21 protein-coding genes and 1 pseudogene are annotated in these 26,187 nt (G+C 70.8%); 10 read left to right on the plus strand and 12 right to left on the minus strand.

All coding sequences use genetic code 11. The features are described from left to right. Window positions 1–173: 173 nt before the first annotated feature. The 6 genes from pncB to AC06FP_RS02040 form a co-directional block, all read right to left on the minus strand. Entirely contained in the window at window positions 174–1,352 is a 1,179-nt protein-coding gene (gene pncB, locus AC06FP_RS02015) for a nicotinate phosphoribosyltransferase (protein ID WP_478074294.1), read from the minus strand. A gap of 94 nt (window positions 1,353–1,446) precedes the next feature. Further along, a complete protein-coding gene (locus AC06FP_RS02020; RefSeq protein ID WP_478074295.1) occupies window positions 1,447–2,283 on the minus strand; it encodes a glycosyltransferase in 837 nt (278 codons plus the stop codon). Next, window positions 2,280–3,143 (minus strand): glycosyltransferase family 2 protein, encoded by an 864-nt coding sequence (locus AC06FP_RS02025; protein WP_456117119.1) that lies wholly within the window; start codon window positions 3,141–3,143, stop codon window positions 2,280–2,282. The genes AC06FP_RS02020 and AC06FP_RS02025 overlap by 4 nt, the downstream gene beginning before the upstream one ends. A 279-nt stretch (window positions 3,144–3,422) precedes the next feature. Beyond that, entirely contained in the window at window positions 3,423–7,304 is a 3,882-nt protein-coding gene (gene purL / locus AC06FP_RS02030; protein ID WP_478074296.1) for a phosphoribosylformylglycinamidine synthase, read from the minus strand. 196 nt (window positions 7,305–7,500) lie between these two features. Next, a complete protein-coding gene (locus AC06FP_RS02035) occupies window positions 7,501–8,280 on the minus strand; it encodes a DsbC family protein (protein WP_478074297.1) in 780 nt (259 codons plus the stop codon). Between the two features lie 558 nt (window positions 8,281–8,838). Beyond that, entirely contained in the window at window positions 8,839–9,897 is a 1,059-nt protein-coding gene (locus AC06FP_RS02040; protein ID WP_478074298.1) for a site-specific tyrosine recombinase XerD, read from the minus strand. 71 nt (window positions 9,898–9,968) lie between these two features. Between AC06FP_RS02040 and AC06FP_RS02045 the strand changes: the two genes are divergently transcribed. Beyond that, on the plus strand, window positions 9,969–10,436 hold the full coding sequence (locus tag AC06FP_RS02045; RefSeq protein ID WP_478074299.1) for an RDD family protein: 468 nt from the start codon (window positions 9,969–9,971) through the stop codon (window positions 10,434–10,436). Between the two features lie 195 nt (window positions 10,437–10,631). On the opposite strand, the gene lptG is transcribed toward AC06FP_RS02045, so the two are convergent. Then, window positions 10,632–11,738 (minus strand): LPS export ABC transporter permease LptG, encoded by a 1,107-nt coding sequence (gene lptG / locus AC06FP_RS02050; protein WP_456117124.1) that lies wholly within the window; start codon window positions 11,736–11,738, stop codon window positions 10,632–10,634. Next, window positions 11,735–12,817, minus strand: coding sequence for an LPS export ABC transporter permease LptF (gene lptF, locus AC06FP_RS02055; protein ID WP_478074300.1), 1,083 nt, complete (start codon window positions 12,815–12,817; stop codon window positions 11,735–11,737). The genes lptG and lptF overlap by 4 nt, the downstream gene beginning before the upstream one ends. Before the next feature lie 105 nt (window positions 12,818–12,922). On the opposite strand from lptF, the gene AC06FP_RS02060 reads away from it, so the two are divergent. The 5 genes from AC06FP_RS02060 (at window position 12,923) to AC06FP_RS02080 (ending at window position 18,909) form a co-directional block, all read left to right on the plus strand. Next, on the plus strand, window positions 12,923–14,395 hold the full coding sequence (locus tag AC06FP_RS02060; protein ID WP_478074301.1) for a leucyl aminopeptidase: 1,473 nt from the start codon (window positions 12,923–12,925) through the stop codon (window positions 14,393–14,395). 106 nt (window positions 14,396–14,501) lie between these two features. Beyond that, complete coding sequence (locus AC06FP_RS02065) at window positions 14,502–14,927, plus strand: DNA polymerase III subunit chi (protein WP_456117127.1); 426 nt, start codon at window positions 14,502–14,504, stop codon at window positions 14,925–14,927. 11 nt (window positions 14,928–14,938) lie between these two features. After that, the gene (locus AC06FP_RS02070) at window positions 14,939–15,139 is read left to right on the plus strand and encodes a YqaE/Pmp3 family membrane protein (protein WP_456117128.1); all 201 of its coding nucleotides are present in this window, start codon (window positions 14,939–14,941) and stop codon (window positions 15,137–15,139) included. Window positions 15,140–15,170: 31 nt separating this feature from the next. Beyond that, window positions 15,171–18,014: a valine--tRNA ligase gene (locus AC06FP_RS02075; RefSeq protein WP_478074302.1), complete on the plus strand. Its 2,844-nt coding sequence runs from the start codon at window positions 15,171–15,173 to the stop codon at window positions 18,012–18,014. A 70-nt stretch (window positions 18,015–18,084) separates the two neighbouring features. Next, window positions 18,085–18,909 carry an EamA family transporter gene (locus tag AC06FP_RS02080; RefSeq protein ID WP_478074303.1) on the plus strand — a complete coding sequence of 275 codons (825 nt, stop codon included), beginning with the start codon at window positions 18,085–18,087 and terminating at the stop codon, window positions 18,907–18,909. 15 nt (window positions 18,910–18,924) lie between these two features. Here the strand turns inward: AC06FP_RS02080 and rimI are convergent, their stop codons facing one another. From rimI to pssA, 3 genes are read right to left on the minus strand one after another with little or no spacing between them, the layout of a single operon-like run. Beyond that, a complete protein-coding gene (gene rimI / locus AC06FP_RS02085; protein ID WP_478074304.1) occupies window positions 18,925–19,422 on the minus strand; it encodes a ribosomal protein S18-alanine N-acetyltransferase in 498 nt (165 codons plus the stop codon). After that, window positions 19,419–19,877 carry an alanine acetyltransferase gene (locus AC06FP_RS02090; RefSeq protein WP_478074305.1) on the minus strand — a complete coding sequence of 153 codons (459 nt, stop codon included), beginning with the start codon at window positions 19,875–19,877 and terminating at the stop codon, window positions 19,419–19,421. Before AC06FP_RS02090 ends, rimI begins: the two co-directional genes overlap by 4 nt. Further along, window positions 19,874–20,653, minus strand: a complete 780-nt coding sequence (gene pssA, locus AC06FP_RS02095) for a CDP-diacylglycerol--serine O-phosphatidyltransferase (protein WP_456117132.1) — start codon at window positions 20,651–20,653, stop codon at window positions 19,874–19,876. Before pssA ends, AC06FP_RS02090 begins: the two co-directional genes overlap by 4 nt. A gap of 82 nt (window positions 20,654–20,735) precedes the next feature. On the opposite strand from pssA, the gene AC06FP_RS02100 reads away from it, so the two are divergent. From AC06FP_RS02100 to AC06FP_RS02110, 3 genes and pseudogenes are all read left to right on the plus strand, one after another. Next, complete coding sequence (locus AC06FP_RS02100; RefSeq protein ID WP_478074306.1) at window positions 20,736–21,116, plus strand: DUF4124 domain-containing protein; 381 nt, start codon at window positions 20,736–20,738, stop codon at window positions 21,114–21,116. Between the two features lie 147 nt (window positions 21,117–21,263). Beyond that, entirely contained in the window at window positions 21,264–22,958 is a 1,695-nt protein-coding gene (locus AC06FP_RS02105) for a proline--tRNA ligase (RefSeq protein ID WP_478074307.1), read from the plus strand. Between the two features lie 151 nt (window positions 22,959–23,109). Further along, a pseudogene (locus AC06FP_RS02110) lies at window positions 23,110–23,478 on the plus strand (H-NS histone family protein); the annotation flags it as partial. Window positions 23,479–23,707: 229 nt separating this feature from the next. On the opposite strand, the gene AC06FP_RS02115 reads toward AC06FP_RS02110, so the two are convergent. Continuing rightward, window positions 23,708–24,976 (minus strand): threonine/serine exporter family protein, encoded by a 1,269-nt coding sequence (locus AC06FP_RS02115; RefSeq protein WP_456117135.1) that lies wholly within the window; start codon window positions 24,974–24,976, stop codon window positions 23,708–23,710. Window positions 24,977–25,065: 89 nt separating this feature from the next. Here AC06FP_RS02115 and AC06FP_RS02120 point away from each other — a divergent pair, with 89 nt between their 5' ends. Then, the gene (locus AC06FP_RS02120; protein WP_456117136.1) at window positions 25,066–26,178 is read left to right on the plus strand and encodes an MlaE family ABC transporter permease; all 1,113 of its coding nucleotides are present in this window, start codon (window positions 25,066–25,068) and stop codon (window positions 26,176–26,178) included. Window positions 26,179–26,187 lie beyond the last annotated feature (9 nt).

Here is a 26,187-nt window from a genome sequence, read left to right on the forward strand (position 1 = left end):
CACGCCGCGGGCTCCGTCCTTCTTGGACATGCGAAAACATGACGGAAGGCACATTTTCGCGCCTTTCGTTCGTCATCTCAATGTCATTTGCTCACGAGAACCCTGACACGGGGTGGTTCCACGCCGTGTGTAGAAGGCTTGCGGACGCGCGCAGACGCACGCGCATCAAGGGTTCAGGGCGCGGCGGGCAGCCCGAACACCTGCCGCAGATACGCCAGGTAACCGGGGTCGTCGCACATGCTCTTGCCCGGCGAATCGCTGAGCTTGGCCACCGGTTGGCCATTGCAGCGGACCATCTTGATGACGATGTTCAGCGGGGTCGGCCCGAGGTCGTTGGTCAGGTGGGTGCCCACGCCGAAGGCGACCTGGCAGCGGTTGCGGAAATAGTCGTACAGGCGCATCACCTTCTCGATGTTCAGGCCGTCGCTGAACACCAGGATCTTGCTGGAAGGATCGGCGCGGTTGGCCTTGAAGTGCGCCAGCATGCGGTCGCCCCAGGCGAACGGGTCGCCCGAATCGTGGCGCACGCCGTCGAACAGCTTGCAGAAATACATGTCGAAGTCGCGCAGGAAAGCCTCCAGCCCGACCACGTCGGACAGGGCGATGCCGAGGTCGCCGCGGTACTCGCGCGCCCAGGATTCGAGCGCGGCCACCTGCGAATCGCGCAGGCGCGGGCCCAGCGCCTGGAAGGCCTGCAGGTACTCGTGCGCCATGGTGCCGTGCGGGGTCATCCCGTACATGCGCGCGAAGTGCACGTTGCTGGTGCCGACGTACTGCGCGCCGAGCGCGTCGCGCAGCAGCGGCAGCATGTGGCCGTGCCAGTCGCGCGAGTAGCGGCGGCGGGTGCCGTAGTCGGCGATGCGGCAGTTGTCGAAGCCGGGGGTGTCGCGCAGCAGCGCGGTCTTGGCGCGCAGGCGGCGCTCGCCCTCGGCGAAGTCCGGCGTGCTGGTGTTGCGGAACCAGACTTCGTTGATGATCGCCAGCAGCGGCACCTCGAACAGGATGGTGTGCAGCCACGGGCCGGTGATGTCCAGCTCGATCTCGCCCGGCACGGTGGCCGAGGCGCGCAGGTCGATGTACTTGCGGTCCAGGTGGAACAGGCCGAGGAAATCGGCGAAGTCCGGCTTCACGAAGCGCAGCTGGCGCATGTAGTCCACCTCGTCGGCGCCGAAGCGCAGGCGGCACAGGTGGTCGATCTCGGCGTCGATCTGGTCGATGAAGCGCGCCAGGTCGATGCCCGGCGTGCGGCACTTGAAGCGGTACTGCACGATCGCCCCGGGGTGCTGGTGCAGCACCGCCTGCATCATCGTGAATTTGTAGAGGTCGGTATCGAGCAGGGACTGGATGATCATGCGCGCATTATGCGCTGCCGGCCGGCGCATCCGGCCGTGGCCTTCCCCGCAGCGGACTTTCCCGGCCAGGCCAGCTGCGCGGCAGGCCCCGCCGCTACGGGCGCAGCAGCAGCCTGGGCAGCTGCACGGCCGCATGCGCCCAGATCGCGCACCACACCGCCGCGCGCACCGGCAGGCTGCGCCGCGGCGCCTCGAACTTGCGGAAATAGCGCCACAGCCCGCGGTGCTTGTGCCATTCGACGAAGAACGGCCGCGCGCGGCTGGACACGCCGCGCACGTGCAGCACCTGCAGTGCGTTGGCCACCGCCACCACCGCCCCGGCCTCGCGCGCGCGCCGGCACAGGTCCAGGTCCTCGGCGTGCAGCCGGTAGCCGGCGTCCCAGCCGCCGATGCGCTCGAACAGGGCGCGCGGCAGCAGCAGCAGCGCGCCGGACAGCGCCGGCACCGGCTGCAGCGGCTGCGCCGGGTCGGCGGCCACCGCCAGCCGCGCGCCGGCCGCCGGGTTGCGCAGCATCGCCGCGAAGTCGGGGTCGCGGCGGCGCACCGCCGCGTCCGGCCGGCCCTGCTCGTCCACCTGCTCGACGCCGAGCAGGCAGTCGCCCAGCGGCAGGCCGAGGTCGCGCAGGCGCGCCAGCGTGTCGGCCTCGACCATCAGGTCCGGGTTGACGAAGGCCAGCCATGGCGCGTCGCTGTCCTGCGCGCCCTGGTTGCAGGCGGTAGCGAAGCCGGGGTTGTCGGGGTTGGCGATGAAGCGCACGCGCGCGTCGGCCAGGGCGTGGCGCTGGACGATGCCGAGCGAGCCGTCGTCGGAGGCGTTGTCGACCACGCGGATCTGCGCCACGTCCTCGGCCGCTCGCAGCCGCAGCAGGCAGTCGTCCAGGGTCGCGGCGCTCTGGTAGCTGACCACGACCACGGCGATCGCCGCGCTCACGGCGCCGCCTCCGCGGCCGGTTCGTCGCCGTCGCCGAACAGGTCCGGCTGCCGTGCCGGCAGCGCCGCCTGTTCGTACAGCTGCTGCAGCTGCAGGCGGTGCGCATGCAGCGGGTCGTCCATCAGGAATCCGGCCAGGCGCGCGGTCCAGGTCGGCCAGCGGTTGCCCAGCACCTCCATGTCGCCATCGGCGGGCCGGCCCTCGGCGTGGCGGCCGACGAAGGCGTTGTCGCACAGCACGTTGCGCCAGCCCAGCCCGCTCATGCGCAGGCTCAGGTCCACCAGCGCGGCATACCAGGAGGCGCAGCTCTGCGTGTCCAGCCCACCGGCGCGGCGCCGCGCGCTGCCGCGTATCAGCACCGCATGGGTGACGGCCGAGGGCAGCTCCGGGTGCAGCAGCGGCATCGCCGCGCAGGCGCGCGCCAGCCGCGCGGCGTCCGGTGGCAGCGGGTTCAGTTCGCCGGCGCGCGGCCAGGCCACGGTCTCGCCGGCATTGCTCCACGGCGTGGCGGTGGCGATGGAAGCGTCGCGCGCCAGGCAGTCGCACAGGTGCTGCAGCCAGCCCGGCAGCGGCAGGGCGTCGGGCGCCAGCACCGCCACGTCGGCATCGCCGCAGGCCCGCAGCATTTCCTCCAGGTGCGCCGATTCGCCGATGGCGCGCGGCCGCCGCGTGTATTCGGCCTGCAACTGCGTGCGTGCCAGCCACGGCTCGATCACCGCCTGCACGCGCGGCCCGCCCTGCGCGTCGTCGGCCAGCCAGATCGGCGTGCCGGCGGGCGTGGCGGTTTCCAGCGCCGCCAGGCAGGCATCGAGCGCCGCATCGTCCACGCCTACCGGCAGCAGGATCACTGGCAGGGTCATGCAGCGATCCCGGCATTGCATGCAACGGATGGTGCGGAAGTGGTCACGACCTGCGATTCCCTGGTACCGACGCGCCGAACTCTAGCAGCCGCCCGGAAAGGCGCGCACCCGTAGGAGCGGCTTCAGCCGCGATGGGGCTTTCAGACAGATGCCGGCTTCAGTGCCTGCGCGGCGTTGCGGCGAATGCAACGGGACAGCCCCATCGCGGCTGAAGCCGCTCCTACGGGAGCCGGTGCCGGGCCTGCCGCGTTGCGCAGGCCCGGCGATGGCGCGGCTGGATCAGCCGCACCACACCCGCGCGTTGCGGAACATGCGCAGCCACGGCGAGTCCTCGCCCCATCCCTTCGGCGCCCAGCTCAGGTTGACCGTGCGCGGGGTGCGCTCGGGGTGCGGCATCAGGATGGTGACGCGGCCGTCGCGGGTGGTCAGGCCGGTGATGCCGTCCGGCGAGCCGTTCGGGTTCAGCGGGTACTGCGGGTCGGCCTTGCCGTCGCCGTCGACGTAGCGCAGCGCCACGTCGACCGCGGCCTGGTCCACCGCGCCGTCGAATTCGGCGCGGCCCTCGCCGTGCGCCACCGCCACCGGCAGGCGCGAGCCGGCCATGCCGCGCAGCAGGATCGACGGCGATTCCACCACCTCCAGCAGCGCGGTGCGGGCCTCGAACTGCTCGCTGCGGTTGCGCAGGAACTTCGGCCAGTGCTCGGCGCCGGGGATGATGGCCTTGAGCTGGCTCATCATCTGGCAGCCGTTGCACACGCCCAGGGCGAAGGTGTCCGGGCGCGCGAAGAACGCGGCGAACTGCCCGCGCAGCGCCGGGCGTTCGAGGATCGAGGTCGCCCAGCCGCGGCCGGCGCCCAGCACGTCGCCGTAGCTGAAGCCGCCGCAGGCGGCCAGGCCGCGGAAATCGGCCAGCCGCACGCGGCCTTCGATCAGGTCGCTCATGTGCACGTCATAGGCATCGAAGCCGGCGCGCTCGAAGATGTTGGCCATCTCGATCTGGCCGTTGACGCCCTGCTCGCGCAGGATCGCCACCTTCGGCCGCGCACCGGTGGCGATGAACGGCGCCGCCACGTCCTCGGCCGGGTCGAACGCCAGCTTCGGCTTCAGCCCCGGCGCGTTGAAGTTGCGCGCCACCGCGCGCTCCTGGTCGGCGGCTTCCGGGTTGTCGCGCAGTTTCTGCATGGCATGGGTCACCGACCACCAGGCGTCGAACAGCTCTTCCCAGCGCCATTCGGCCAGGCTCTGCCCGCCCAGCTGCACGCGCACCACCGGCGCGGTGGTCGGCCGGGCGATGCGCTGCGCGCACTCGGTCAGCGCGTGGCGCTCGACCAGGTCGGCGAACGCGGCGCGGTCTTCCCTGGCGATCTGCACCACCGCGCCGAGTTCCTCGTTGAACAGGCTGCGGAACGGGTCGTCGCCCCAGGCGTCGAGCACGATGTCCAGGCCCAGGCGCGAGGCGAAGGACATCTCGCACAGCGCGGCGAACGCGCCGCCGTCGCTGCGGTCGTGGTAGGCCAGCAGCAGGCCGGCCTCGCGCGCGTCGCGGATCAGCTCGAAGAAGCCGCGCAGGCGCTGCGGGTCGTCCAGGTCCGGCACGTCGCCGGCGAAGGCGGGCAGCGCGCTGTGGTCGGCCTGGGTCTGCGCCAGGATCGAACCGCCCAGGCGCTGCTTGCCCGCGCCCAGCCCGATCAGCCACAGCTCGCTTTCGGTGTCGCGGTCCAGCAGCGGGGTCAGCTGCTGGCGCGCATCGACCACCGGCGCGAACGCCGAGATCACCAGCGACACCGGCGACACCGATTTTTCGGCCTTGCCGCCGGCCTGCCACTGCGCCTGCATCGACAGCGAGTCCTTGCCCACCGGGATGCTGATGTCCAGCTGCGGGCACAGCTCCATGCCCACCGCCCGGACCGCGTCGTACAGCAGCGCATCCTCGCCGTCGTGGCCGCAGGCGGCCATCCAGTTGGCCGACAGCTTGACCGTGTCCAGCGAGGTCAGCGGCGCGGCGCACAGGTTGGTGATGGCCTCGCCCACCGCCATGCGCGCGGAGGCGGCGGCATCGAGCAGGGCCAGCGGGGTGCGCTCGCCCAGCGCCATGGCTTCACCGGCGAAGGTGTCGAACCCGGCCAGGGTGATCGCGACGTCGGCCATCGGCAGCTGCCACGGCCCGATCATCTGCTCGCGCGCGGTCAGGCCGCCGACGCTGCGGTCGCCGATGGTGACCAGGAAGCTCTTGGCCGCCACGGTCGGGTGCGACAGCACGCGCAGGCCGGCGTCACGCAGGTCGATGCCGGCGGTCTTCAGCGCCGGCCAGCGCGGCGCCGGCGGATGCGCGGTGTCGCGGTGCATCTTCGGCGCCTTGCCGAACAGCACGTCCATCGGCAGGTCGATCGGCGCGTCGGCCGGGATGTTGCCCGGGGTCGCGCCATAGGCCACGACCAGCCGCTCCTCGGCGGTGGCCACGCCGACCGCGGCGAACGGGCAGCGCTCGCGCGCGCAGATGTCGGCGAACTCGGCCAGGCGGTCGGCCGGGATGCCCAGCACGTAGCGTTCCTGCGATTCGTTGCACCACAGTTCCAGCGGCGACAGCGACGGGTCGTCGGTGGGCACCTTGCCCAGGTCGATCACGCCGCCGACGTCGGAGTCGTGCAGCAGTTCCGGGATGGCGTTGGACAGGCCGCCGGCACCGACGTCGTGGAAGAACTTGATCGGGTTGCCGGCGCCCATGGCCACGCAGCGGTCGATCACTTCCTGGCAGCGGCGCTCCATTTCCGGGTTGTCGCGCTGCACGCTGGCGAAATCGAGGTCTTCGGCGCTCTCGCCCGAGGCCACCGACGAGGCGGCGCCGCCGCCCAGGCCGATCAGCATCGCCGGGCCGCCGAGCACGATGACGATGTCGCCCTCCTGCAGGCGCAGCTTGTCCACCTGCACGCGGTCGATCGCGCCCAGGCCGCCGGCCAGCATGATCGGCTTGTCGTAGGCGCGGGTGATGCCGTCTTCGGGCAGCTCGAAGCTGCGGAAGTAACCGAGCAGGTTCGGGCGGCCGAACTCGTTGTTGAACGCGGCGCCGCCGAGCGGGCCGTCGAGCATGATGTCCAGCGCCGGCGCCATGCGCGGGTTCAGCGCGCGCGGCGCTTCCCACGGCTGCGGCAGGGTCGGGATGCGCAGGTGCGACACCGAGAAGCCGGTCAGGCCGGCCTTGGGCTTGCCGCCGCGGCCGGTCGCGCCCTCGTCGCGGATCTCGCCGCCGGCGCCGGTCGAAGCACCCGGGAACGGCGCGATCGCGGTCGGGTGGTTGTGCGTTTCCACCTTGATCTGGAAGGCGCTGGGCACCACCGCCTCGCTGCGGTAGCGGCCGGTGGCCGGGTCCGGGCGGTAGCGCGCGGCCGGCTCGCCCTCGATCACCGCCGCGTTGTCGCTGTAGGCGCTGAGCGTGTGCTGCGGGGTCTGCTGGTGGGTGTTCTTGATCATGCGGAACAGCGAGCGGTCCTGCTCCTGCCCGTCGATGGTCCAGCTGGCGTTGAAGATCTTGTGCCGGCAGTGCTCGGAATTGGCCTGCGCGAACATCATCAGTTCGACGTCGGACGGGTCGCGGCCCAGCTCGGCGTAGCGCTGGCGCAGGTAGTCGATCTCGTCGTCGGCCAAGGCCAGGCCCAGGCGCCGGTTGGCGCCTTCCAGGTCGGCCAGCGCGATGCGCTCCAGCGGCTTGCGCGCCGGGCTGTCGAACAGCGCCTGCGCCTGGGCGATATCGGCCAGCAGCGACTGGGTCATCGGGTCGTGCAGCAGCCGGGCCACCGCGGCCTGCTGCGCGGGGTCGGACGGCCAGCCGGCCAGGTCGATGCGGGTGCCGCGCTCGACGCGCTGGATCGGCAGGCCGGCGCCGCGCACCAGCTCGGTGGCCTTGCTCGACCACGGCGACAGCGTGCCCAGGCGTGGCACCACGTAGCGCGAGACCGTGCCGACGGCAGCTTCGGCCGGCTGCGGCTGGCCCTGCAGGATGCGGCCCAGCGTGGCCTGGTCGACGGCCGCGGTATCGGCGGCCTGGGTGAAGTAGACGTGCCAGGCACCGGTGATGCGCAGATCGGCGGCGATGGACTGCAGGCGGGATTCAAGACGTTCGCGGCGGAACGGCGAAAGGGCGGCTGCGCCCTCGAGGACGATCATGTCCGGGAGACCATGGTGGGAGTCGGGCCCGCCATTGTACCGGAGCCGGCGCCGCGGGCTGGAACCGGGCGTTGGCATGCTGCATTGCCGCGGCGCGGGCGGCGCGGCCGGAGGAGCGGCACCGGCCCTCGCCGCTGCATGCCAGCGGGGGCCGCACAGGGCAACGGCGGCCGAAGCCGCCGTTGCCGGTGTCGCCTCAGGGGCTGCCTGCGGCCCCGGGCAGCCGCTCCAGCGCCGCCTTGAGCTGCGCCGGCGGCAGGTAGCCGCCCAGCTGGGTGCCGTCGGCGGCGAAGATCGCCGGGGTGCCGCTGATGCCCAGCTGCTGGCCGACGTTGTACTGCATCGCCACCGGGTTGGTGCAGTTCTTGGGCTCCACCGGGCGGTCGGACTTGGCCGCGGTCAGCGCCGCCTTGCGGTCGCTGGCGCACCACACCGAGATCATGTCGGTGTGGTCCTTGCTGCCCAGGCCCATGCGCGGGAACGCCAGGTACTCCACGGCAATGCCCTGGCGGTTCAGTTCGGCGATGTCCTGGTGCAGCTTGCGGCAGTAACCGCATTCGATGTCGGTGAACACGCTGATGGTGTACTTGGCGTTCGGCGGCGCGAACACGATCCGGTCCGAATGCGGCAGCGTCGCCAGCAGCTTGCGGCGGTAGGCCAGCAGGCCTTCGCTGGTGGCCAGCGCGCGCTTGCCGATGTCGTAGGGCTGGGCCTGCATCAGGAAGCGGCCGTCATCGGTGACGTACAGCACCTGGCCGGACACCACCACCTCGCGGAAGCCGGCGAACGGCGCGGCGCCGATGTAGTCCGGGCTGAAGTTCGGGTCCAGCTGCCTGAGCGCATCGCGCACCCGCTTCTCGACCGCACCGTCCGTGGCGGACGGGGCCGCGGCGGCGGCGGTTTCGGGCGCCTTCGACTGCGCGCAGGCGGTCAGGCTGATCGCGCCCAGCAGCGCGGCGATGGCGATTCGAAGCATCAGGGATTCCAGGGTGGATGGAGAGGCGAAAGCCGGGCGATTCTCGCATACCCGGGAAGCGGGGACGTTCAGGGTGGGTGGGGTTGGGGCTGTCCGCACGGGATATGCGAAGGACCGCGGTGGCGCGGTGCGAAGCGCGTCCTGGGCCTGTACGGACTTCGTCCTGGCGCGGAATCCCGCTTTGGAGGCGGGCTTGCCCCTGTGCCGGGCGAGACCGGCACCTGCGGCGGGTTCCGTGGCCATCGCACTGCGGTGGGGGGCTGCCTTGTTGGTGCATCGCCGGGTGGGCCTGCCGGGTGCAGGTTGGTGCTGCGGGGCTTGGTTCCTTCAGGACGTCTTGGTTTGCGGCGGGATCCGGGCGCGCGGCGGCGCGGCGGGCATTGTTGGCGCCCTTGTTTCAGCTTGGCGCGGCCGGGCGTTCGCAGCCACGCGCGGCATGCCGCGGGGACGCTGCTGCCATCCCTGGCGGAACTTCACTGGCTTTCGGATAGTCCTGCCCGGCCATCCATGGCCGGGCGTTCGGCAGGCCGCGCGGCAGTGCCGCGCAAGCGGCCTGCCTCACCCCCTCGGATGATGCCGGCGGTGCAGCTTCTGCAGGTGCTCGCGGGCGACCAGGGTGTAGATCTGGGTGGTGGACAGCGAGCTGTGGCCGAGCAGCATCTGCAGCGCGCGCAGGTCGGCGCCGTGGTTGAGCAGGTGGGTGGCGAAGCTGTGGCGCAGGCCGTGCGGGCTGATCCGCGCCGGGTCGATGCCGGCCACCACCGCGCAGGCCTTCACCAGCGTCCAGAACTGCTGGCGGGTCAGCGGCTTCTGCGCGCGGGTCAGGAACAACGGCACCTGGCCGGCGGCCGTGGCCTGCACCGGCCGGCCCGCCGCCAGCGCCGGGCGCGCCTCGGCCAGGTAGCGTTCCAGCCAGTGCCGGGATTCCTCGCCCAGCGGCACCAGCCGCTCCCTGCTGCCCTTGCCGGTCACCCGCAGCACGCCCTGGCGCAGGTTGACCGCATTGGCCGGCAGGTCGACCAGCTCGCTGACGCGCAGGCCGGCGGCGTACATCAGCTCCAGCATGGCGCGGTCGCGCAGCCCTTCCGAGGTGGCGGTATCCGGCGCCGCCAGCAGCGCCTCGATCTGGCTTTCGGCCACGGCCTTGGGCAGCGGCCGCGGCAGTTTGGGTGGCTCCAGCAGCGCCGAAGGGTCGTCATCGCGCTCGCCGCGGCGCAGGCAATCGGCGAAGAACGCGCGCAGCGCCGACAGCAGCCGCGCGTTGCTGCGCGGCGACCAGCCATGCCGGGTACGCCAGGCCAGGTAGTCGAACAGGCCCGGCCGGTCGATGGCGGCCAGCAGGCTCGCCTGCGCAGCGGCACCGGCCTGCACGGAGCCCGGCCCGGCCGGTCGTGCATCCATCGGCGCGCGGGCCGATGTTCCGCAGGCGCGCCAGTGCGCCCAGCGCGCCAGCCCTTCCAGGTCCCTGCGGTAGCTGTCCAGCGTCGCCCGCGCCAGCCCCTGCTCGGCCCAGATCGCATCGAGGAAACGCTGGATGCGGCGGCCGTCCTCCTCGCGCAGGGGCGGCAACTGCATCACCAACTGGCGGCGTTCGGCGGCGGTGGAAAGCGACGTCATCGCGCGCAGCATAGGCATTGCCGGCGCCGCTGCCCATCCACATCGACCACGCCAGCCCGTATGCTCGCGCGATGAACGCAGACACCGCTGCCCCGCCCCGCCCTTCGCCGCTGCTGCTGCGCCGCCTGCTGGCGCTGTTCTACGACCTGTGGCCGGTGCTGGCGCTGTGGATGCTCACCGCCGTGCCGTTCACCCTGCTGGACGTGGCCGCGAGCGGCGGCAACACGCGCCACAACATCGCCCCGTACAGCCCGCTGCAATGGCTGCTGTGGCTGTGCTGCTGGGCCGTGGCCGGGGTGTACGCCACGCTCAGCTGGAAGCGCGGCGGGCAGACCCTGGGCATGCGCCCGTGGCGGCTGTACGTGCGTGGCGTCGACGGCGCGCCCTCGATGGGCAGGCTGTGGAAGCGCTACGCGCTCGCCACGCTGTCGCTGCTGTGCGGCGGGCTGGGATTCTGGTGGGCGCTGGTTGATCGTCAGGGGCTGACGTGGCACGACCGCTGGAGCAATACGCGGCTGGTGCGCATACCCAAGGAATAGCGCCGGCACGTCGTTGCACCGGCGCGCGGCGGCGCGGCGGACAGACAGGTTCGTCCGGCTTCCCGCGGCGCGGCACGACCGCCTGAGCAACACCCGGCTGGTGCGCATACCCAAGGAATAGCGCCGGTACGTCATTGCACCGGCGCGCGGCGGCGCGGCGGACAGACAGGTTCGTCCGGCTTCCCGCGCCTCCGGTCAGCTGGACCGGCGTTTGAACAGCCAGCTGGACACGAGCAGCATCACGATCGGCGGCAGCGCGTAGGCGATGCGGTAGTCGAACTTGAGCGCGCCGGCCATGCGCCCGAAGAACATCTGCAGCAGCAGGAAGCCCAGCGCGAACAGCATGCCCAGGAACAGGCGCTTGCCCATGCCGCCGCTGCGCAGCGAGCCGAAGGCGAACGGCACCGCGGCCAGGCACAACGCCAGCACGTTCAGCGGATAGAACCAGCGGCTCCAGTAGGTGTCCTCGTAGTCGCGCGCGTCCAGCCCGTTGCGCTTGCGGTATTCGATGCTGGTACGCAGCTCGGCGGCGGTCAGGCTGCGCGGCTTGGTCAGGCCCGAGGCCAGCGCGGCCGCGTCCAGGGCCGAGTCCCACGGCTCGCTGGCGATGGTCTGGCGGGTGGCCGAACGCTCGCCGAAGGTGTCGCGGCGCACCTGCTCCAGGGTCCAGCCCTGCGCATCGTGGCGGGCGGTGACCGCATGAGTCAGGCTGGCCAGGCGGCCGTCGGCGTCCAGCCGGTAGAGGCGCACGTCGTGCAGCAGCAGGCGCGTGGCGCCGTCGTCGGTGAGCTGCTCCTCGCCGCTCTGCGCGTTGAGGAAGGTGTCGCCCTCGCGCGCCCACAGGCCGGAATAGCGGGCCATGGTCATGTCGGTGTTCCAGCGCGCGCTGGTCTTGAGCACATCGGCCTTGTTCTGGCCCCACGGCGCCAGGGTTTCGCCGTTGACCACCATCAGCGCGGTCAGCAGCGACAGCGCGATGGCCACCGACAGCGCGATGCGCCGCCGCGACAGGCCGAGCGCGCGCAGGGCGGTCAGTTCCGAGGTCGCGGCCAGCTGGCCCAGCCCCATCAGCGCGCCGATCACCGCGGCCATCGGGAACAGCGTGTAGGCGCGGCGCGGCAGGGTGTAGGCGGTCCAGGCCACGGCATGGCCGAAGGTGTAGCTGCCGGTGCCGATGTTCTTGGCCTCGCCGGACAGCGACAGCATCGCGTCCAGGCCGGTCAGCACCGCCCAGGTCAGCAGCACGGTGAACAGCACGGTGCGGCCGACGTAGAAATCGTGGATGCGCGGGCGCAGCATCATGCGCGGGCTCCCTTGCGGCGCGACAGCCGGCCATCGCGGAAATACATCCACAGCGCCAGCGCCAGCAGCGGCACGCTCAGCCACCACAGGCCCAGCGCCGCCGGCAGCTTGCCGGTGGCCAGCCACTGGCGGCCGCTGATCATCAGGCTGATGCCCACCACGTAGCCCAGGAAGGCCAGCATGATGCTGCCGTAGCGCTGCTGCCGCGGCGTGCTGCGCGACAGCGGCAGGGCCAGCAGGGCGAAGGCCAGCGCCAGCAGCGGCGGGGTGATGCGCCAGTGCAGCTGCGCCTGCGCCTCGCGCCGGTCATCGCCGAACAGGCGCAGGGTCGGCAGCACCTCGGGGTCGTCCTGGCCGCGCGGCTCGTCGCGGTCGGGCAGCGCCACCTCGTTGCTGGCGTAGCGCATCAGGCGGTAATCCAGCGCGCCGTTCTCCGGGCCCTCGACGCGGTGGCCGTCCTCCAGGCGCAGGAAGCGCTGGCGCTCGCCCTCGAAGAACATGGCGCCACTGTTGGCCGAGACCACGTCGATGCGCCCGTCCTTCTGCCGCTGGATGAACACCTTGCCCATCTTCGTGCCGTCCTCGCTGAGCGAGGACAGGTAGACGATGCCGCCGCCGGAGAGCTGGGTGAACTTGCCCGGCTCCAGCCCCGCCACCACCACGCTGCGGCTGGCGGCCTCGACCATCGCGTCGGCGGTGCGGTTGGCCCAGGGGCCCAGCCACAGCGAGCAGGCCCCGACCAGGACCACCACCGGCGCGGCCAGCATCAGCACCGGCCGCAGCAGGCGCCGCGGGCCGACGCCCACCGCGGTGAGCACCGCCATCTCCGAATCCCGGTAGAGCCGGGCGATGGCCAGCGACAGCCCGAGCAGCAGGGCCAGCGGCAGGATGATGGGCAGGTAGACGATGAACTGCAGGCCCAGTTGCGAGAGCAGCAGTCCGGCCGGCATGCGGCCATCGGCGATCCGCCCCAGGATGTCCACCAGCACCCCGCCCACGCTCACTACCAGCAGCACGGTCAGGGTCGCCAGGAAGCTCTGGAGGAAGTCGCTCAGCAGGTAGCGGTCAAGCTTCGCCATGGGGTGGGTGGTTTAAACTCCCGGTTTCGTTCGCGGCACGCCCGGCCGGCCTGGAAGGGTGGAAACAGTCCGCGATTGTACGGATTTGGCAATGGAATCTGATCAATGTCTCTGCAATTCACCCTGAACCACGCCGCCCCGGCCTCCGCAGCGGTCGACTGCGTCATCGTCGGCGCCTACTCCGACAAGTCGCTGTCCCCGGCGGCGCAGGCGCTGGACGCCGCCTCGGGCGGCCGCATCGCGGCGCTGGTGGAGCGCGGCGACGTCGGCGGCAAGACCGGCAACACCACCCTCCTGCACGACCTGGCCGGCGTGGCCGCGCCGCGCGTGCTGGTGGTCGGCCTGGGCGACCCGGCCCGGTTCGGCGTGCCGCAGTACATCAAGGCGGTGGGCGACGCCGCCCGCGCGCTGCGCAGCGGGATCACCCGCGACGCGCTGTTCACCCTGTCCGAGCTGACCGTGGCCGGCCGCGACGCCGCCTGGAACATCCGCCAGGCCGTGATCGCCGCCAACCACGCCTGCTACCGCTACACCGCCACCCTGGGCAAGAAGAAGCCCGACGCCCCGGGCCTGGAAACCCTGGCGATCAGCGGTGAGGACGAGACCGCGCTGGCCCAGGGCCAGGCCATCGCCGCCGGCGTCGAGTACGCCCGCGAGCTGGGCAACCTGCCGCCGAACCTGTGCACGCCGGCCTACCTGGCCGAATCCTCGGTCAAGTTCGCCGCCGAGCACGAGGGCGCGCAGGCCGAAATCCTCGACGAGCAGCAGATGGAAGCCCTGGGCATGGGCTCGCTGCTGGCGGTGGCGCGCGGCTCGGCCAACCGGCCGAAGCTGGTGGTGCTGAAGTGGAACAATGGCGGCGACGCCAAGCCGTACGTACTGGTCGGCAAGGGCATCACCTTCGATACCGGCGGCGTCAACCTGAAGACCCAGGGCGGCATCGAGGAAATGAAGTACGACATGTGCGGCGGCGCCAACGTCATCGGCACCTTCGTCGCGGCCGTGAAGGCGAAGCTGCCGCTGAACCTGGTGGTGGTGGTGCCGGCGGTGGAGAACGCCATCGACGGCAATGCCTACCGCCCGTCCGACGTGATCACCTCCATGTCCGGCAAGACCATCGAAGTCGGCAACACCGACGCCGAGGGCCGCCTGATCCTGTGCGACGCGCTGACCTACGCGCAGCGCTTCGAGCCGGCCGCGCTGATCGACGTCGCCACCCTGACCGGCGCCTGCATGGTCGCCCTGGGCCACCAGACCGCCGGCCTGATGAGCAAGCACGACGACCTGGCCAACGAGCTGCTGGCCGCCGGCGAGCAGGTGTTCGACCGCGCCTGGCGCCTGCCGCTGTGGGACGAGTACCAGCCGATGCTGGATTCCAGCTTCGCCGACGTCTACAACATCGGCGGCCGCTGGGCCGGCGCCATCACCGCCGGCTGCTTCCTGTCGCGCTTCACCGAAGGCCAGCGCTGGGCGCACCTGGACATCGCCGGCGTGGCCAGCGACGAAGGCAAGCGCGGCATGGCGACGGGCCGTCCGGTCGGCCTGCTGACGCAGTGGCTGCTGGACCAGGTGGCCTGAAGCAGGGAACAGGGAGCCGGGAACAGGGAATGAAAGTCTCCCGCGCCGGCTCCCTCTCCCCACTCCTGCACTTCCCTTCCCTTTTCCCCCTTCCCGGTTCCCCGCCTTGACCCGTGCCGACTTCTACCTGATCGCCAAGCCCCGCTTCCTCACCGAGCCGCTCAAGCTGGTGTGCGAACTGGCGCGCAAGGCCAACGATGGCGGCCTGTACACGCTGGTGCTGGCGCGCGACGCCGCGCAGGCCGAGGAACTGGACGAGCTGCTGTGGTCGTTCGACCCGGATGCCTACATCCCGCACCAGATCGTCGGCGAGGACGTGGACGAGGAAGAAGCCATCGTGCTGATCGCCGCGCCCGGCGCCGACGCGCCGGAACGGCCGCTGGTGATCAACCTGCGCGACGAGCCGTACCTGGGCGGTTGCGAGCGGGTGCTGGAAGTGGTGCCGGCCGATCCGGCCGCGCGCGAACCGCTGCGCGAGCGCTGGCGCCAGTACAAGGCCGCCGGCTACGCGCTCAACAAGCACGACATGTAAGGAGACCATCCATGCGCCTGCTCATCGCCCTGCTGCTGCCGTGGCTGGCCTTCTTCACCATCGGCCGGCCGATCTCCGGCGTGGTCTGCCTGGTCCTGCAGATCACCCTGATCGGCTGGGTCCCGGCCGCCATCTGGGCCGCCTATGCGGTCAGCCAGTACCACACCGACCAGAAGATCCGGCGCGCGCTGAAAACCGGCGCGTTCCGCTGACCCCTCCCCCGCCTTCCACCGGTTTCCCCGCATGACCCAACTCGCCTCCAGCTACGACCCCAAGTCCTTCGAAACCGCGCTCTACGATGCGTGGGAGAAGGCGGGCCATTTCAAGCCGTCCGGCCAGGGCGAGCCCTACACCATCCTGCTGCCGCCGCCCAACGTCACCGGTACCCTGCACATGGGCCATGCGTTCCAGCAGACGCTGATGGACGCGCTGATCCGCTACCACCGCATGCGCGGCTACGACACGCTGTGGCAGGTGGGCACCGACCATGCCGGCATCGCCACCGAGATGGTGGTCAGCCGCAACCTGGCGCTGGAAGGCAAGGGCGAAACCCGCGACTCGCTGGGCCGCGACGGCTTCATCGACAAGGTGTGGGAGTGGAAGGCGCACTCGGGCAACGTGATCGAAGGGCAGATGCGCCGCCTCGGCACCTCGGCCGACTGGTCGCGCAGCACCTTCACCATGGATCCGGGTCCGAGCGAGGCGGTGATCGAGGCGTTCGTGCGCTGGCACGAGCAGGGCCTGATCTACCGCGGCCAGCGCCTGGTCAACTGGGACCCGGTGCTGAAGACCGCCATCTCCGACCTGGAAGTGGAAAGCGTCGAGGAAGACGGCTTCCTGTGGTCGATCGCCTACGCGCTGGAGGACGGCGCCAGCTACGAGCACGTCGAGGTCGACGCCGACGGCAACGAGACCCTGCGCGAGACCCGCCACTACCTGGTCGTGGCCACCACGCGCCCGGAAACCCTGCTGGGCGACACCGCGGTGATGGTGCACCCGGAAGACGCGCGCTACGCCCACCTGATCGGCAAGCGCGTCACCCTGCCGCTGACCGGCCGCAGCGTGCCGGTGATCGGCGACGACTACGTCGACAAGGCATTCGGCACCGGCGTGGTCAAGGTCACCCCGGCGCACGACTTCAACGACTACCAGGTCGGCGTGCGCCACGGCCTGCCGATGATCAACCTGTTCACGCCGGTGGCCGCGCTCAACGAGAACGCGCCGGAGCGGTACCGCGGGCTGGACCGCTACGAGGCGCGTAAGGTGATCCTGGCCGAGCTGGAAGAGCTGGGCCTGCTGGTCGAGACCCGGGCGCACAAGCTGCAGGTGCCGCGCGGCGACCGCACCGGCCAGGTGATCGAGCCCTACCTCACCGACCAGTGGTTCGTGAAGATGGACGGGCTGGCCAGGCGTGGCCTGGAGCTGGTGGAGAACGGCTCCATCAGGTTCGTGCCGGGCAACTGGATCAACACCTACCGCCACTGGATGGAGAACATCCAGGACTGGTGCATCAGCCGCCAGCTGTGGTGGGGCCACCGCATCCCGGCGTGGTTCGACGCGGCCGGCAACTGCTACGTGGGTCGCAACGAAGCCGAAGCCCGCGCCAGGGCGGGGCTCGGCGACGACGTGGCGCTCACCCAGGACAGCGACGTGCTGGAGACCTGGTTCTCCTCGCAGCTGTGGCCGTTCTCCACGCTGGGCTGGCCGGACGAAACGGCCATGGCGCAGCGCGGCTTCGAGCGCTACCTGCCGTCGAACGTGCTGGTCACCGGCTTCGACATCATCTTCTTCTGGGTGGCGCGCATGATCATGGCCACCGACAGCTTCACCGGCCACATCCCGTTCAAGGACGTGTACATCACCGGCCTGATCCGCGACGCGCAGGGCCAGAAGATGTCCAAGTCCAAGGGCAACGTGCTCGACCCGCTGGACATCATCGACGGCATCAGCATCGACGACCTGGTCGCCAAGCGCACCCACGGCCTGATGCAGCCGAAGATGGCCGAGAAGATCGAGAAGGCCACCCGCAGGGAATTCCCGGACGGCATCATCGCCCACGGTGCCGACGCGCTGCGCTTCACCATCGCCGCGCTGGCCACCCACGGCCGCGACATCAAGTTCGACATGAGCCGCGCCGAGGGCTACAAGAACTTCTGCAACAAGCTGTGGAACGCCAGCCGCTTCACCCTGATGAACACCGAAGGCTGGGAACGGGGAACGGGGAACGGGGAAGGGGCCAGGCCCGCACCCGTCACCGATGCGGAGAAGTGGATTCTTTCGCGCCTGGCGAAGGTTTCCGCCGAGGCGCAGCAGCATTTCGCCGACTACCGCTTCGACCTGCTGGCGCAGGCGCTGTACGAATTCGTCTGGAACGAGTTCTGCGACTGGTTCCTGGAACTGACCAAGCCGGCGCTCAACGGCAGCGACGCGGCCGATGCCGAAAGCACCCGCCACACCCTGCTGTACGTGCTGGAAGCGGTGCTGCGCCTGCTGCACCCGCTGATCCCGTTCGTCACCGAGCAGCTGTGGCAGCAGGTGGCGCCGCGCCTGGGCATCGCCGCCGGCACGCTGTCGCTGCGCGCCTATCCCACGGCGGAGGAATTCGCCGGCGACTACGCGCAGGCCGAGGCCGACGTGGAGTGGTTCAAGACCATGGTCAGCGCGCTGCGCCGCGTGCGCAGCGAGTTGAACGTGCCGCCGTCGAAGCAGGTGCGCCTGTTGCTGCAGGGCGGCCAGGACGCCGACCGCGCCCGCGTCGAACGCTTCGCCTCGCAGCTGCGCTTCCTGCTCAGGCTGGAAAGCATCGACTGGCTGGCCGGCGACGCGCCGACGCCACCGGCCGCCGCCGCCATCGTCGGCGAGCTGAAGCTGCTGGTGCCGCTGGAAGGCCTGGTCGACCTGGACGCCGAACGCGCGCGCCTGGACAAGGAAATCGCCCGCGTCTCGGCGGAGAGAGAAAAGAGCGAGACCAAGCTGGCCCGGTTCACCGACAAGGTGCCGGCGGCGGTGGTCGAGCAGGAGCGCGTGCGCCTGGCCGACTGGAACAGCCAGCTGGCCGGCCTGCAGGAACAGCGCGCCAAGCTGTAAGCGCGCCGCCTGCGGGCGGCGCCTGCGTTTGCGGCTATCCTGCGGCCCTCCACCGCATCCCGGGCATGCGATGTCGCTGGCCATCTTCTGCGCGGTGCTGTGCGCCGCCCTGCTGCACGCCGGCTGGAACGCCATCGTCAAGCTCGGCGGCGACACGCTGCTGACCACCATCCTGGTCACCGGCTGGGCTGCCGTCCTTGCCGCGCTGGCCTTGCCATGGCTGCCGCTTCCGGCGCCGGCGAGCTGGCCGTGGCTGGCGGCATCGGCCGTGATGCAGGTCGGTTACTACGTGCTGGTCGCGCGCGCCTACCAGGCCGCCGACATGAGCCTGTCCTACCCGCTGATGCGCGGCTGCGCGCCGCTGCTGGTGGCGCTGGCCGGCGGCCTGGCGTTCGGCGAGCGCCTGACGGCGGGCGGCTGGCTCGGCATCGCCGCGGTCAGCGCCGGCGTCGTCGGCATGGCCGGCGGTGGCGCCCGCCGCCAGCTGCGGCTGCCGCTGGCCATCGCCGTGCTCATCGCCAGCTACACCCTGGTCGACGCGCGTGGCGCGCGCCTGTCCGGCCACGCGGCGAGCTACACGCTGTGGCTGTTCCTGCTGTCCGGCCTGCCGCTGCCGCTGTGGGCGCTGTGCGCGCGCCGCGCGCCGCTGCTGCGCCATCTGCGCGGCCACTGGGGCCGCGGCCTGGTCGGCGGCTTCGGCACCACCGCCTCCTATGGCATCGCGCTGTGGGCGATGACCCGGGCACCGGTGGCGCCCATCGCCGCGCTGCGCGAGACCTCGATCCTGTTCGCGCTGCTGATCTCGGCCCTCGTGCTGAAGGAACGCATCGGCCGCCGGCGCATGCTCGCCGCGGCGCTCATCGTGGCCGGCGTAGTCCTGCTGCGGCTGGGCTGAAACGGACCGCGCGGTTCACAGCGGCGGCATGCGGGCGATGTCCTCGTCCACCAGCTCCATCGCCATCACCAGCGCATCCTCGCGCCCGCTCCCGGCCGGGTAGTAACGCGGGCGGCGGCCGATCTCGTTGAAGCCCTCGCTGTGGTACAGCGCGATGGCCGGCGTGTTGGACGGCCGCACCTCCAGGAACACGCGCGCCGCGCCATGCTGCCGCGCCACCCGCACCAGGTCGCGCAGCAGGCGCCGGCCGAGCCCGCGCGACTGCTGCAGCGGATCGACGCAGACGTTGAGCACGTGCGCCTCGTCGGCGGCGACGCTCAGCAGCCCATAGCCGAGCAGGCCGTCGCCGCCCACCAGCACGCGCCCCGGGTAACCGGCGCGCAGGCAGTCCTGGAAGATGCCGCGGGTCCACGGGAACGGGTAGGCGCGCAGTTCGATCTCCATCACCGCGTCCAGGTCGCCCTCGTGCATCGGGCGCAGCACGGGGGCCGGCGTCGCCGCCACCGCGTTCATTGCCGCTGCTTCCGCCGCAGTGCGCGCAGTTGCGGCCACAGCGCGCGCTTGGCCGCGGGGTTGGCGCGCAGTTCGGCCAGCGGCCAGCTGTCCATCAGCGCGCGGGTCTGCGGATCGTTGGGATTGCAGCCGGATGCGCGCAGCAGCGCGATCTGCAGGCGGTCGGGCAGGCGCACCCCACCGCGCCGTGCCGCCGGCCGGGCCTCCGGCGCGGTGGCCGGGGCCTGTGGCGGCGGGCGCGCGGGCGCTTCGCGGCGTGGCGGCGGTGCCGGGCGCGTGGCCGCCGGCGCAGGCGCCGCGGCTACATCGGCCGCGGCCGGCGCCGCGGGGCGCGCCACCGCCTGCGGCAGCGGCGCATCCAGCGCGCCGCCTTCCAGGTAGACCGCATAGCCCATCGCCTGCAGCCATGCCTGCTGCTGCGGCGACCACAACGGCGTGGACGCGGCGGCGTTCACTGCACCTTGCTGGCCGGCTGGCGCCAACGCTGCCACAGCCACATCGCCGGCCCGGACAGCGCGTACAGCACGCCGACCACGAACAGGGTGCGCGGCAGGTCCACGACCATGATGGCGATGATGATCGGCACCAGCGCCAGCACCACGAACGGCACGCGCTCCGAGCGCGGGCCCTTCTCGGCGCCGCCCTTGAAGCTCCAGAAACGGATGCGGCTGACCATCAGCAGGCCGGCGACGATGGCCACCGCCAGCGCCACGTAACGCAGCTCCTCGCCGCTCCAGCCCAGGCTGCCATCGGCGAAGGCCCAGACGAAGGACATCATCAGCCCGGCCGCCGCGGGGCTGGCCAGGCCCACGAACCAGCGCTTGTCCACCGTCCCGACCTGGGTGTTGAAGCGCGCTAGGCGCAGCGCCGCGCAGGCCGCGTACAGGAAGGCCGCCAGCCAGCCGACGCGGCCCAGCACGTCGCCGTCGAACTTCAGCGAGGACAGCGACCAGTGGTACATCACCAGCGCCGGCGCCATGCCGAAGCTGACCAGGTCGGCCAGCGAGTCGTACTGCACGCCGAACTCGCTGCTGGTGCCGGTCAGGCGCGCCACCCGCCCGTCCAGCCCGTCCATGACCCCGGCCACGAACACCGCGATGCTCGCGTTGACGAAGTCGCCATTGGAGGCGGCGATGATGGCGTAGAAGCCGGCGAACAACCCGGCGGTGGTGAACAGGTTCGGCAGCAGGTAGATGCTGCGCGAGCGCGGCGGAGGTCTCGTTTCGTCCATGCGGCCAGTTTAATCGACTTGCCAGCCGCGTCACCGGGTGCTGCAATCGGCCCTCTACCCGCCAAGCGTCCCCGGAGCCGCCATGCGCGCCCTGCCCCGTTTCTGCTGCCTGCTGGTACTGGCCAGTGCCGCCCATGGCGCCGCTGCCGGCACCGGCAACCTGTACAAGTGGAAGGACGCCAACGGCGTGACCCAGTATTCGGAACGTCCGCCGGCCGGGCAGAAGTACGAGACCCGCCGCATCACCGCCTCCGGCGAGCCGGTGGCCGCGGCCGAGCCGGCCAGTGCCGACGTACCCCCGCAATGCGCCTCGGCGCGGCGCAACCTGGAACTGCTGTCCGGTGGCGGGCCGGTGTTGCAGGACACCGACGGCGACGGCAAGCCCGACACCCCGCTGGACGACAGCCAGCGCGCGGCGCAGAAGCAGCTGGCCGAAGCGGCGGCGGCGGTTTACTGCAAGTAGCGGCGGGGCCTGCCCCGCCGGCGCCATGCCGCCGGCCTTTCTGCCGGACCGGCGTGGAAGCCTGCCCGGCAAGCCCGGCAGCGCGGGGGCCATGCCCGGCCGGGGCTTCTGGCAGAATGACCGGCCCGCCGTTTCGCGACTTCCCCCATGCGCCTGTCCCGCTTCCACCTGCACACCACCAAGGAAACCCCCGCCGACGCCGAGCTGGTCAGCCACAAGCTGATGCTGCGCGCGGGCATGATCCGCAAGCTGGCCTCCGGCCTGTACACCTGGTCGCCGCTGGGCCTGCGCGTGCTGCGCAAGGTGGAAGGCATCGTGCGCGAGGAAATGAACCGCGCCGGCGCGGTGGAGCTGCAGCTGCCGACCATCCAGCCCAAGGAGCTGTGGGAAGAGACCGGGCGCTGGGAGAAGTTCGGCGGCCAGCTGCTGAAGATCAGGGACCGCAAGGAGCAGGAATACTGCTACAGCCCCACCGCCGAGGAAGCGATCACCGACTTCGCGCGCCAGGAGCTGTCCAGCTACAGGCAGCTGCCGGTCAACTTCTACCAGGTGCAGACCAAGTTCCGCGACGAGATCCGCCCGCGCTTCGGCGTGATGCGCGCGCGCGAGTTCCTGATGAAGGACGCCTATTCCTTCCATCTGGACGAGGCCAGCCTGGTGGCCGAGTACGAGAACATGAAGGCCGCCTACACCCGCATCTTCACCCGCCTGGGGCTGGAGTTCCGCGCGGTGCAGGCCGATTCCGGCGCCATCGGCGGCGACGCCTCGCAGGAATTCCACGTGATCGCCGATTCGGGCGAGGACGCGCTGGTGTTCTCCACCGGCTCGGACTACGCCGCCAACGTCGAGGCCGCCGTCGCCGCCGACCCGGCGCCGCGCGGCGCCGCGACCGAGGAACTGCGCAAGGTCGACACCCCCACCCAGAAGACCTGCGAGGACGTCGCCGCGCTGATGGGCATCGCCCTGGCGCGCACGGTGAAGTCGATCGCGGTGATGAGCGCCGAAGGCGACTTCGTGCTGGCACTGGTGCGCGGCGACCACGAGGTCAACGAGATCAAGCTGGGCAAGGTGCCGGGCCTGGCCGACCACCGCATGGCCAGCGAGGCCGAGATCGCCGAACACCTGGGCAGCGAGCCCGGCTTCCTCGGTCCGCTCAACCCGCGCCGGGCCATCCGCATCGTCGCCGACCGCGAGGTAGCGGCGATGGCCGACTTCGTCGTCGGCGCCAACGAGAAGGGCTTCCACATCGCCGGCGTGAACTGGGGCCGCGACCTGGCCGAGCCGGAAGTGGCCGACATCCGCAACGTGGTGGCCGGCGACCGCGCCCGCGACGGCGGCGAGCTGAAGATCGCGCGCGGCATCGAGGTCGGCCACGTGTTCCAGCTCGGCCGCAAGTACGCCGAAGCGCTCAAGGCCACGGTGCTGGACGAGAACGGCAAGGCCGCGGTGATGGCGATGGGCTGCTACGGCATCGGCGTATCGCGCATCGTCGCCGCGGCCATCGAACAGAACCACGACGAGGCCGGCATCATCTGGCCGGTGGCGATGGCGCCGTGGCAGGCGGTTGTGTGCATGATCAACCCCAAGCAGGACGCGGCCGTCACCGCCGCCGCCGAGGCGCTGCTGGCCGACCTGCAGGCCGCCGGCATCGACGCGGCATTGGACGACCGCGGCCTGCGCCCGGGCGCGATGTTCGCCGACATGGAGCTGATCGGCATCCCGCACCGCATCGTGGTATCCGAACGCGGCCTGGCCGCGGGCACCTACGAATACCGGGCGCGCACGGCCGGCGAGGCCGAGAATCTGGACCGGGCCGGGCTGCTGCAGAAAATCGCCGGGTGACGAAAAGGCCGGGGCAAAACCCCGGCCTTTTCTCATGGAAATAATATCCGGGGCGCATTATCGTTTGCCGTTTCCGTATAACAGCCGGTATGCTTCGCCGTGCTGCCACGGATCGGCGATACCCAACCCCATTATCCGGAGTAGCTATTCGATGAGTATTGACCTGAGCGGCCTGTCGGCCAAAGAACTGGCCTCTCTGATCCGCGACGCACAGAAGCGCAAGAGCGTGGTCGCCAAGCGCCAGCCCATCACCAAGGTACGCAGCCAGCTGGTCAAGGCCGCGCAGAAGGCCGGCTACACCATCGAGGAACTGTTCGGCGCCGGCGCCCCCAAGGCCAGCCGCGCCCCGCGTGCGGCCAAGGCCCCGGCCAGGAGCGCCAGCAAGGGCGTGAAGGTCGCGCCGAAGTACCGCGACCCGGCCAATGCCGCCAATACCTGGACCGGCCGCGGCAAGCAGCCGCGCTGGCTGGCCGAATACACCGCCGGCGGCCGCAAGGTCGAGGATTTCCTGATCCAGAAGTGATCGGGGCGGGAATCACCCCGTAATGAAAACGCCGGCGCATGCCGGCGTTTTCATTTGGCGGGGAGTGAGTGGAAACAAGAAGTGAGTTAAGAGGAGTGAGAAGAAGCAAGAGCGATCTCCGCCTTCGCGGAGATGACGGCTGTCACTTCTGCCTTGCTTCTTTACTTGCCCCCTGCCCATGCGTCTGCCTTCACTCGTTCCTCGTTCCTCTCCACTAGTTCCCAGCTCAGAGATTCTTCCGCGCCGGCACCAGCAGGTTGCCGAACAGCAGGCCGGCGACCAGCGCCATCACCACATTGACCACGGTCAGCAGCGCCGACTCGCCGGCCCCCACGTTCTGCTGCTGGATCAAGCTCAATACCCCGCGCAGGCTGATGCTGCCGGGCACCAGCATGATGATGCCGGGCAGGCGGATGATGGCGCCCGGCCGCTGCACCAGCCGGCCGAACAGGTTGCCGGCGGCGGTCAGCATCATCGCCGCCAGGAATATCCCCGCCGGGCCGCCCCACTGCTGCCCGCCATAACGGGAAATGGCATAACCGGCCAGCGAGGCGGCCATCACCCACGGATAATCCCGGCGCGAGGCGCGGAACAGCATGGCGAAGGCGAACGCGGCCAGCATCACCGAGCCCCATTCCACCCATTCCGGCTGCGGGCGCGAGGCGCGCACCAGCGGATCGAGCCCGATCAGGTCGCTGATGGTCACCGCGATCATCGCGCCCACCGTCAGTTTCATGATGGTGGTCAGCGCGCCGGCGAAACGCGCCGTGCCCGATACCCAGTGCTGGCTGGCCAGTTCGTTGACCGCGTTGGTCAGCGCCATGCCCGGCAGCAATACCACCAGCGAGGCGATGATCACCGAGTTCTGGTTCAGCGGGCCGACGAAACTGGCCACCAGTACCGCGACGAAACCGGCCAGCAGCGCGGCCAGCGCATCGCTGGCCTCGCGGGTGGCCACGCGCCGGTCGGTATAGAACAGCATCAGTCCGATCAGCAGGCCGGTGAAACCGGCGGTAATGACGTCCAGCCACGGCAGGCGCCACATGCCGGCCACGCCCGCCGAGCCCAGGCAGAAGGACAGCAGCATCTGCGCGTTGTCGCGCCAGGTCGGCGCGCGGTCGAGCTGGCGCAGCGCGGTGTGGCCCTGGGCGATGCTCATCTGCCCGCTGGCCACCGCATCGGCGATCTGGTCGGCCAGGGTCAGTTTGTGCAGGTCGTTGCTGCCGGGGTCGAGGCGGATCACGCGGGTGATGTCGCTGGAGCCGATCGCCTGGGTCGGGTCGCTGAAACTGAGGATGATGCCGGTCGGGTTGGACCAGGGCTCGCAATCCAGGTCCAGCCGCTGCGACAGCGCGACCACCGCCGCCTCCAGCCGCTGCGCGGTGGTGCCGTAGCTGTGCAGGCGGCCGGCGATCTCCGTGACGAAGGCCACGCGCTGCGCGTAGGTGGCGCGGCCGGGAGCGATGGAAACGGGGGCGACGGGTTCGGCGGACATGCGCATTAGTATCACCCGGAAGTGCGCCCCACTGATCGACTCATGGGCGCACGACGGGCGACGGGTTATGCTCGGCGCCGGACGCCCCCATGAAAAACGCCGAACCGCCCCATTGCGCGATGGACCCGGACGTCGACGGCCAGCTCAGGCTGTCGGGCAGCTGGACGTTGTCCACCGCCCTGCAGTCGGCGCAGGTGCTGGGCGGCATCCAGGCGCCGGTGCGCGGGATGGACGCGCGCGGCATCGACCAGCTCGATTCGGCCGGCGTGCTGCAGCTGCTGCGTTACTCGCGCAGCGCCGGGCTGGCCGACGACGCGCTGCTGTTCCGCGACGAGCACCGCGCCCTGGTCTGCACCATCGACGAGGTCGCCGACGAACGCCCGCGGCCGCAGCGCGACTACGGCGTGGCCGCGGCGCTGGAGCGGCTCGGCCGCTCGGTGCACGCCATCGGCGGCAACATCGTGGTGCTGCTGGGCTTCTTCGGCGAGAACCTGGCCAAGCTGGCGCGGCTGGTGCGGCAACCGCGGCGCCTGCGCCTGACCGCCACCGTGCACCAGATGGAAGAAGTCGGGCTGGACGCGGTGCCGCTGATCGCGCTGCTGTCCTACCTGGTCGGCGCGGTGATCGCCTTCCTCGGCTCGACCATCCTGCGCGACTTCGGCGCCGAGATCTACGTGGTCGAGCTGGTCAACATCGCCTTCCTGCGCGAGTTCGGCGTACTGCTGACCGCCATCGTGCTGGCCGGGCGCACCGCCAGCGCCTTCACCGCGCAGATCGGCGCGATGAAGGCGCGCGAGGAGATCGACGCGATCCAGACCCTGGGCCTGGACCCGATCGACCTGCTGGTGCTGCCGCGGGTGCTGGCGCTGATGCTGATGCTGCCGCTGCTGACCTTCATCGCCATGGTCGCCGGCCTGGCCGGCGGCGTCACCGTGGGCGCCTTCGACCTGGGCATCCCGCCGCAGATGTACATCGCGCGCATGCACGAGACCATGGAACTGCGCCACTTCCTGGTCGGCCTGTCCAAGGCGCCGGTGTTCGCGCTGATCATCGCCCTGATCGGCTGCCTGGAAGGGCTGAAGGTCCAGGGCACCGCGCAGTCGGTGGGCGAGCGCACGACCTCCAGCGTGGTGCAGACGATCTCGCTGGTCATCATCCTCGATGCGCTGGCCGCGTTGTGGTTCATGCACATGGGCTGGTGAGGGACGCAC

Source organism: Stenotrophomonas sp. Steno-Z2 (genome assembly GCF_056393235.1).

What these genes read in the sequence shown, in the direction of transcription:
- pncB (WP_478074294.1), bottom strand. Translation starts at nt 1,352, where the DNA reads ATGATCATCCAGTCCCTGCTCGATACCGACCTCTACAAATTCACGATG.
- AC06FP_RS02025 (WP_456117119.1), bottom strand. Translation starts at nt 3,143, where the DNA reads ATGACCCTGCCAGTGATCCTGCTGCCGGTAGGCGTGGACGATGCGGCG.
- purL (WP_478074296.1), bottom strand. Translation starts at nt 7,304, where the DNA reads ATGATCGTCCTCGAGGGCGCAGCCGCCCTTTCGCCGTTCCGCCGCGAA.
- AC06FP_RS02035 (WP_478074297.1), bottom strand. Translation starts at nt 8,280, where the DNA reads ATGCTTCGAATCGCCATCGCCGCGCTGCTGGGCGCGATCAGCCTGACC.
- AC06FP_RS02040 (WP_478074298.1), bottom strand. Translation starts at nt 9,897, where the DNA reads ATGACGTCGCTTTCCACCGCCGCCGAACGCCGCCAGTTGGTGATGCAG.
- AC06FP_RS02045 (WP_478074299.1), top strand. Translation starts at nt 9,969, where the DNA reads ATGAACGCAGACACCGCTGCCCCGCCCCGCCCTTCGCCGCTGCTGCTG.
- lptG (WP_456117124.1), bottom strand. Translation starts at nt 11,738, where the DNA reads ATGATGCTGCGCCCGCGCATCCACGATTTCTACGTCGGCCGCACCGTG.
- lptF (WP_478074300.1), bottom strand. Translation starts at nt 12,817, where the DNA reads ATGGCGAAGCTTGACCGCTACCTGCTGAGCGACTTCCTCCAGAGCTTC.
- AC06FP_RS02060 (WP_478074301.1), top strand. Translation starts at nt 12,923, where the DNA reads ATGTCTCTGCAATTCACCCTGAACCACGCCGCCCCGGCCTCCGCAGCG.
- AC06FP_RS02070 (WP_456117128.1), top strand. Translation starts at nt 14,939, where the DNA reads ATGCGCCTGCTCATCGCCCTGCTGCTGCCGTGGCTGGCCTTCTTCACC.
- AC06FP_RS02075 (WP_478074302.1), top strand. Translation starts at nt 15,171, where the DNA reads ATGACCCAACTCGCCTCCAGCTACGACCCCAAGTCCTTCGAAACCGCG.
- AC06FP_RS02080 (WP_478074303.1), top strand. Translation starts at nt 18,085, where the DNA reads ATGTCGCTGGCCATCTTCTGCGCGGTGCTGTGCGCCGCCCTGCTGCAC.
- rimI (WP_478074304.1), bottom strand. Translation starts at nt 19,422, where the DNA reads ATGAACGCGGTGGCGGCGACGCCGGCCCCCGTGCTGCGCCCGATGCAC.
- pssA (WP_456117132.1), bottom strand. Translation starts at nt 20,653, where the DNA reads ATGGACGAAACGAGACCTCCGCCGCGCTCGCGCAGCATCTACCTGCTG.
- AC06FP_RS02100 (WP_478074306.1), top strand. Translation starts at nt 20,736, where the DNA reads ATGCGCGCCCTGCCCCGTTTCTGCTGCCTGCTGGTACTGGCCAGTGCC.
- AC06FP_RS02105 (WP_478074307.1), top strand. Translation starts at nt 21,264, where the DNA reads ATGCGCCTGTCCCGCTTCCACCTGCACACCACCAAGGAAACCCCCGCC.
- AC06FP_RS02115 (WP_456117135.1), bottom strand. Translation starts at nt 24,976, where the DNA reads ATGTCCGCCGAACCCGTCGCCCCCGTTTCCATCGCTCCCGGCCGCGCC.
- AC06FP_RS02120 (WP_456117136.1), top strand. Translation starts at nt 25,066, where the DNA reads ATGAAAAACGCCGAACCGCCCCATTGCGCGATGGACCCGGACGTCGAC.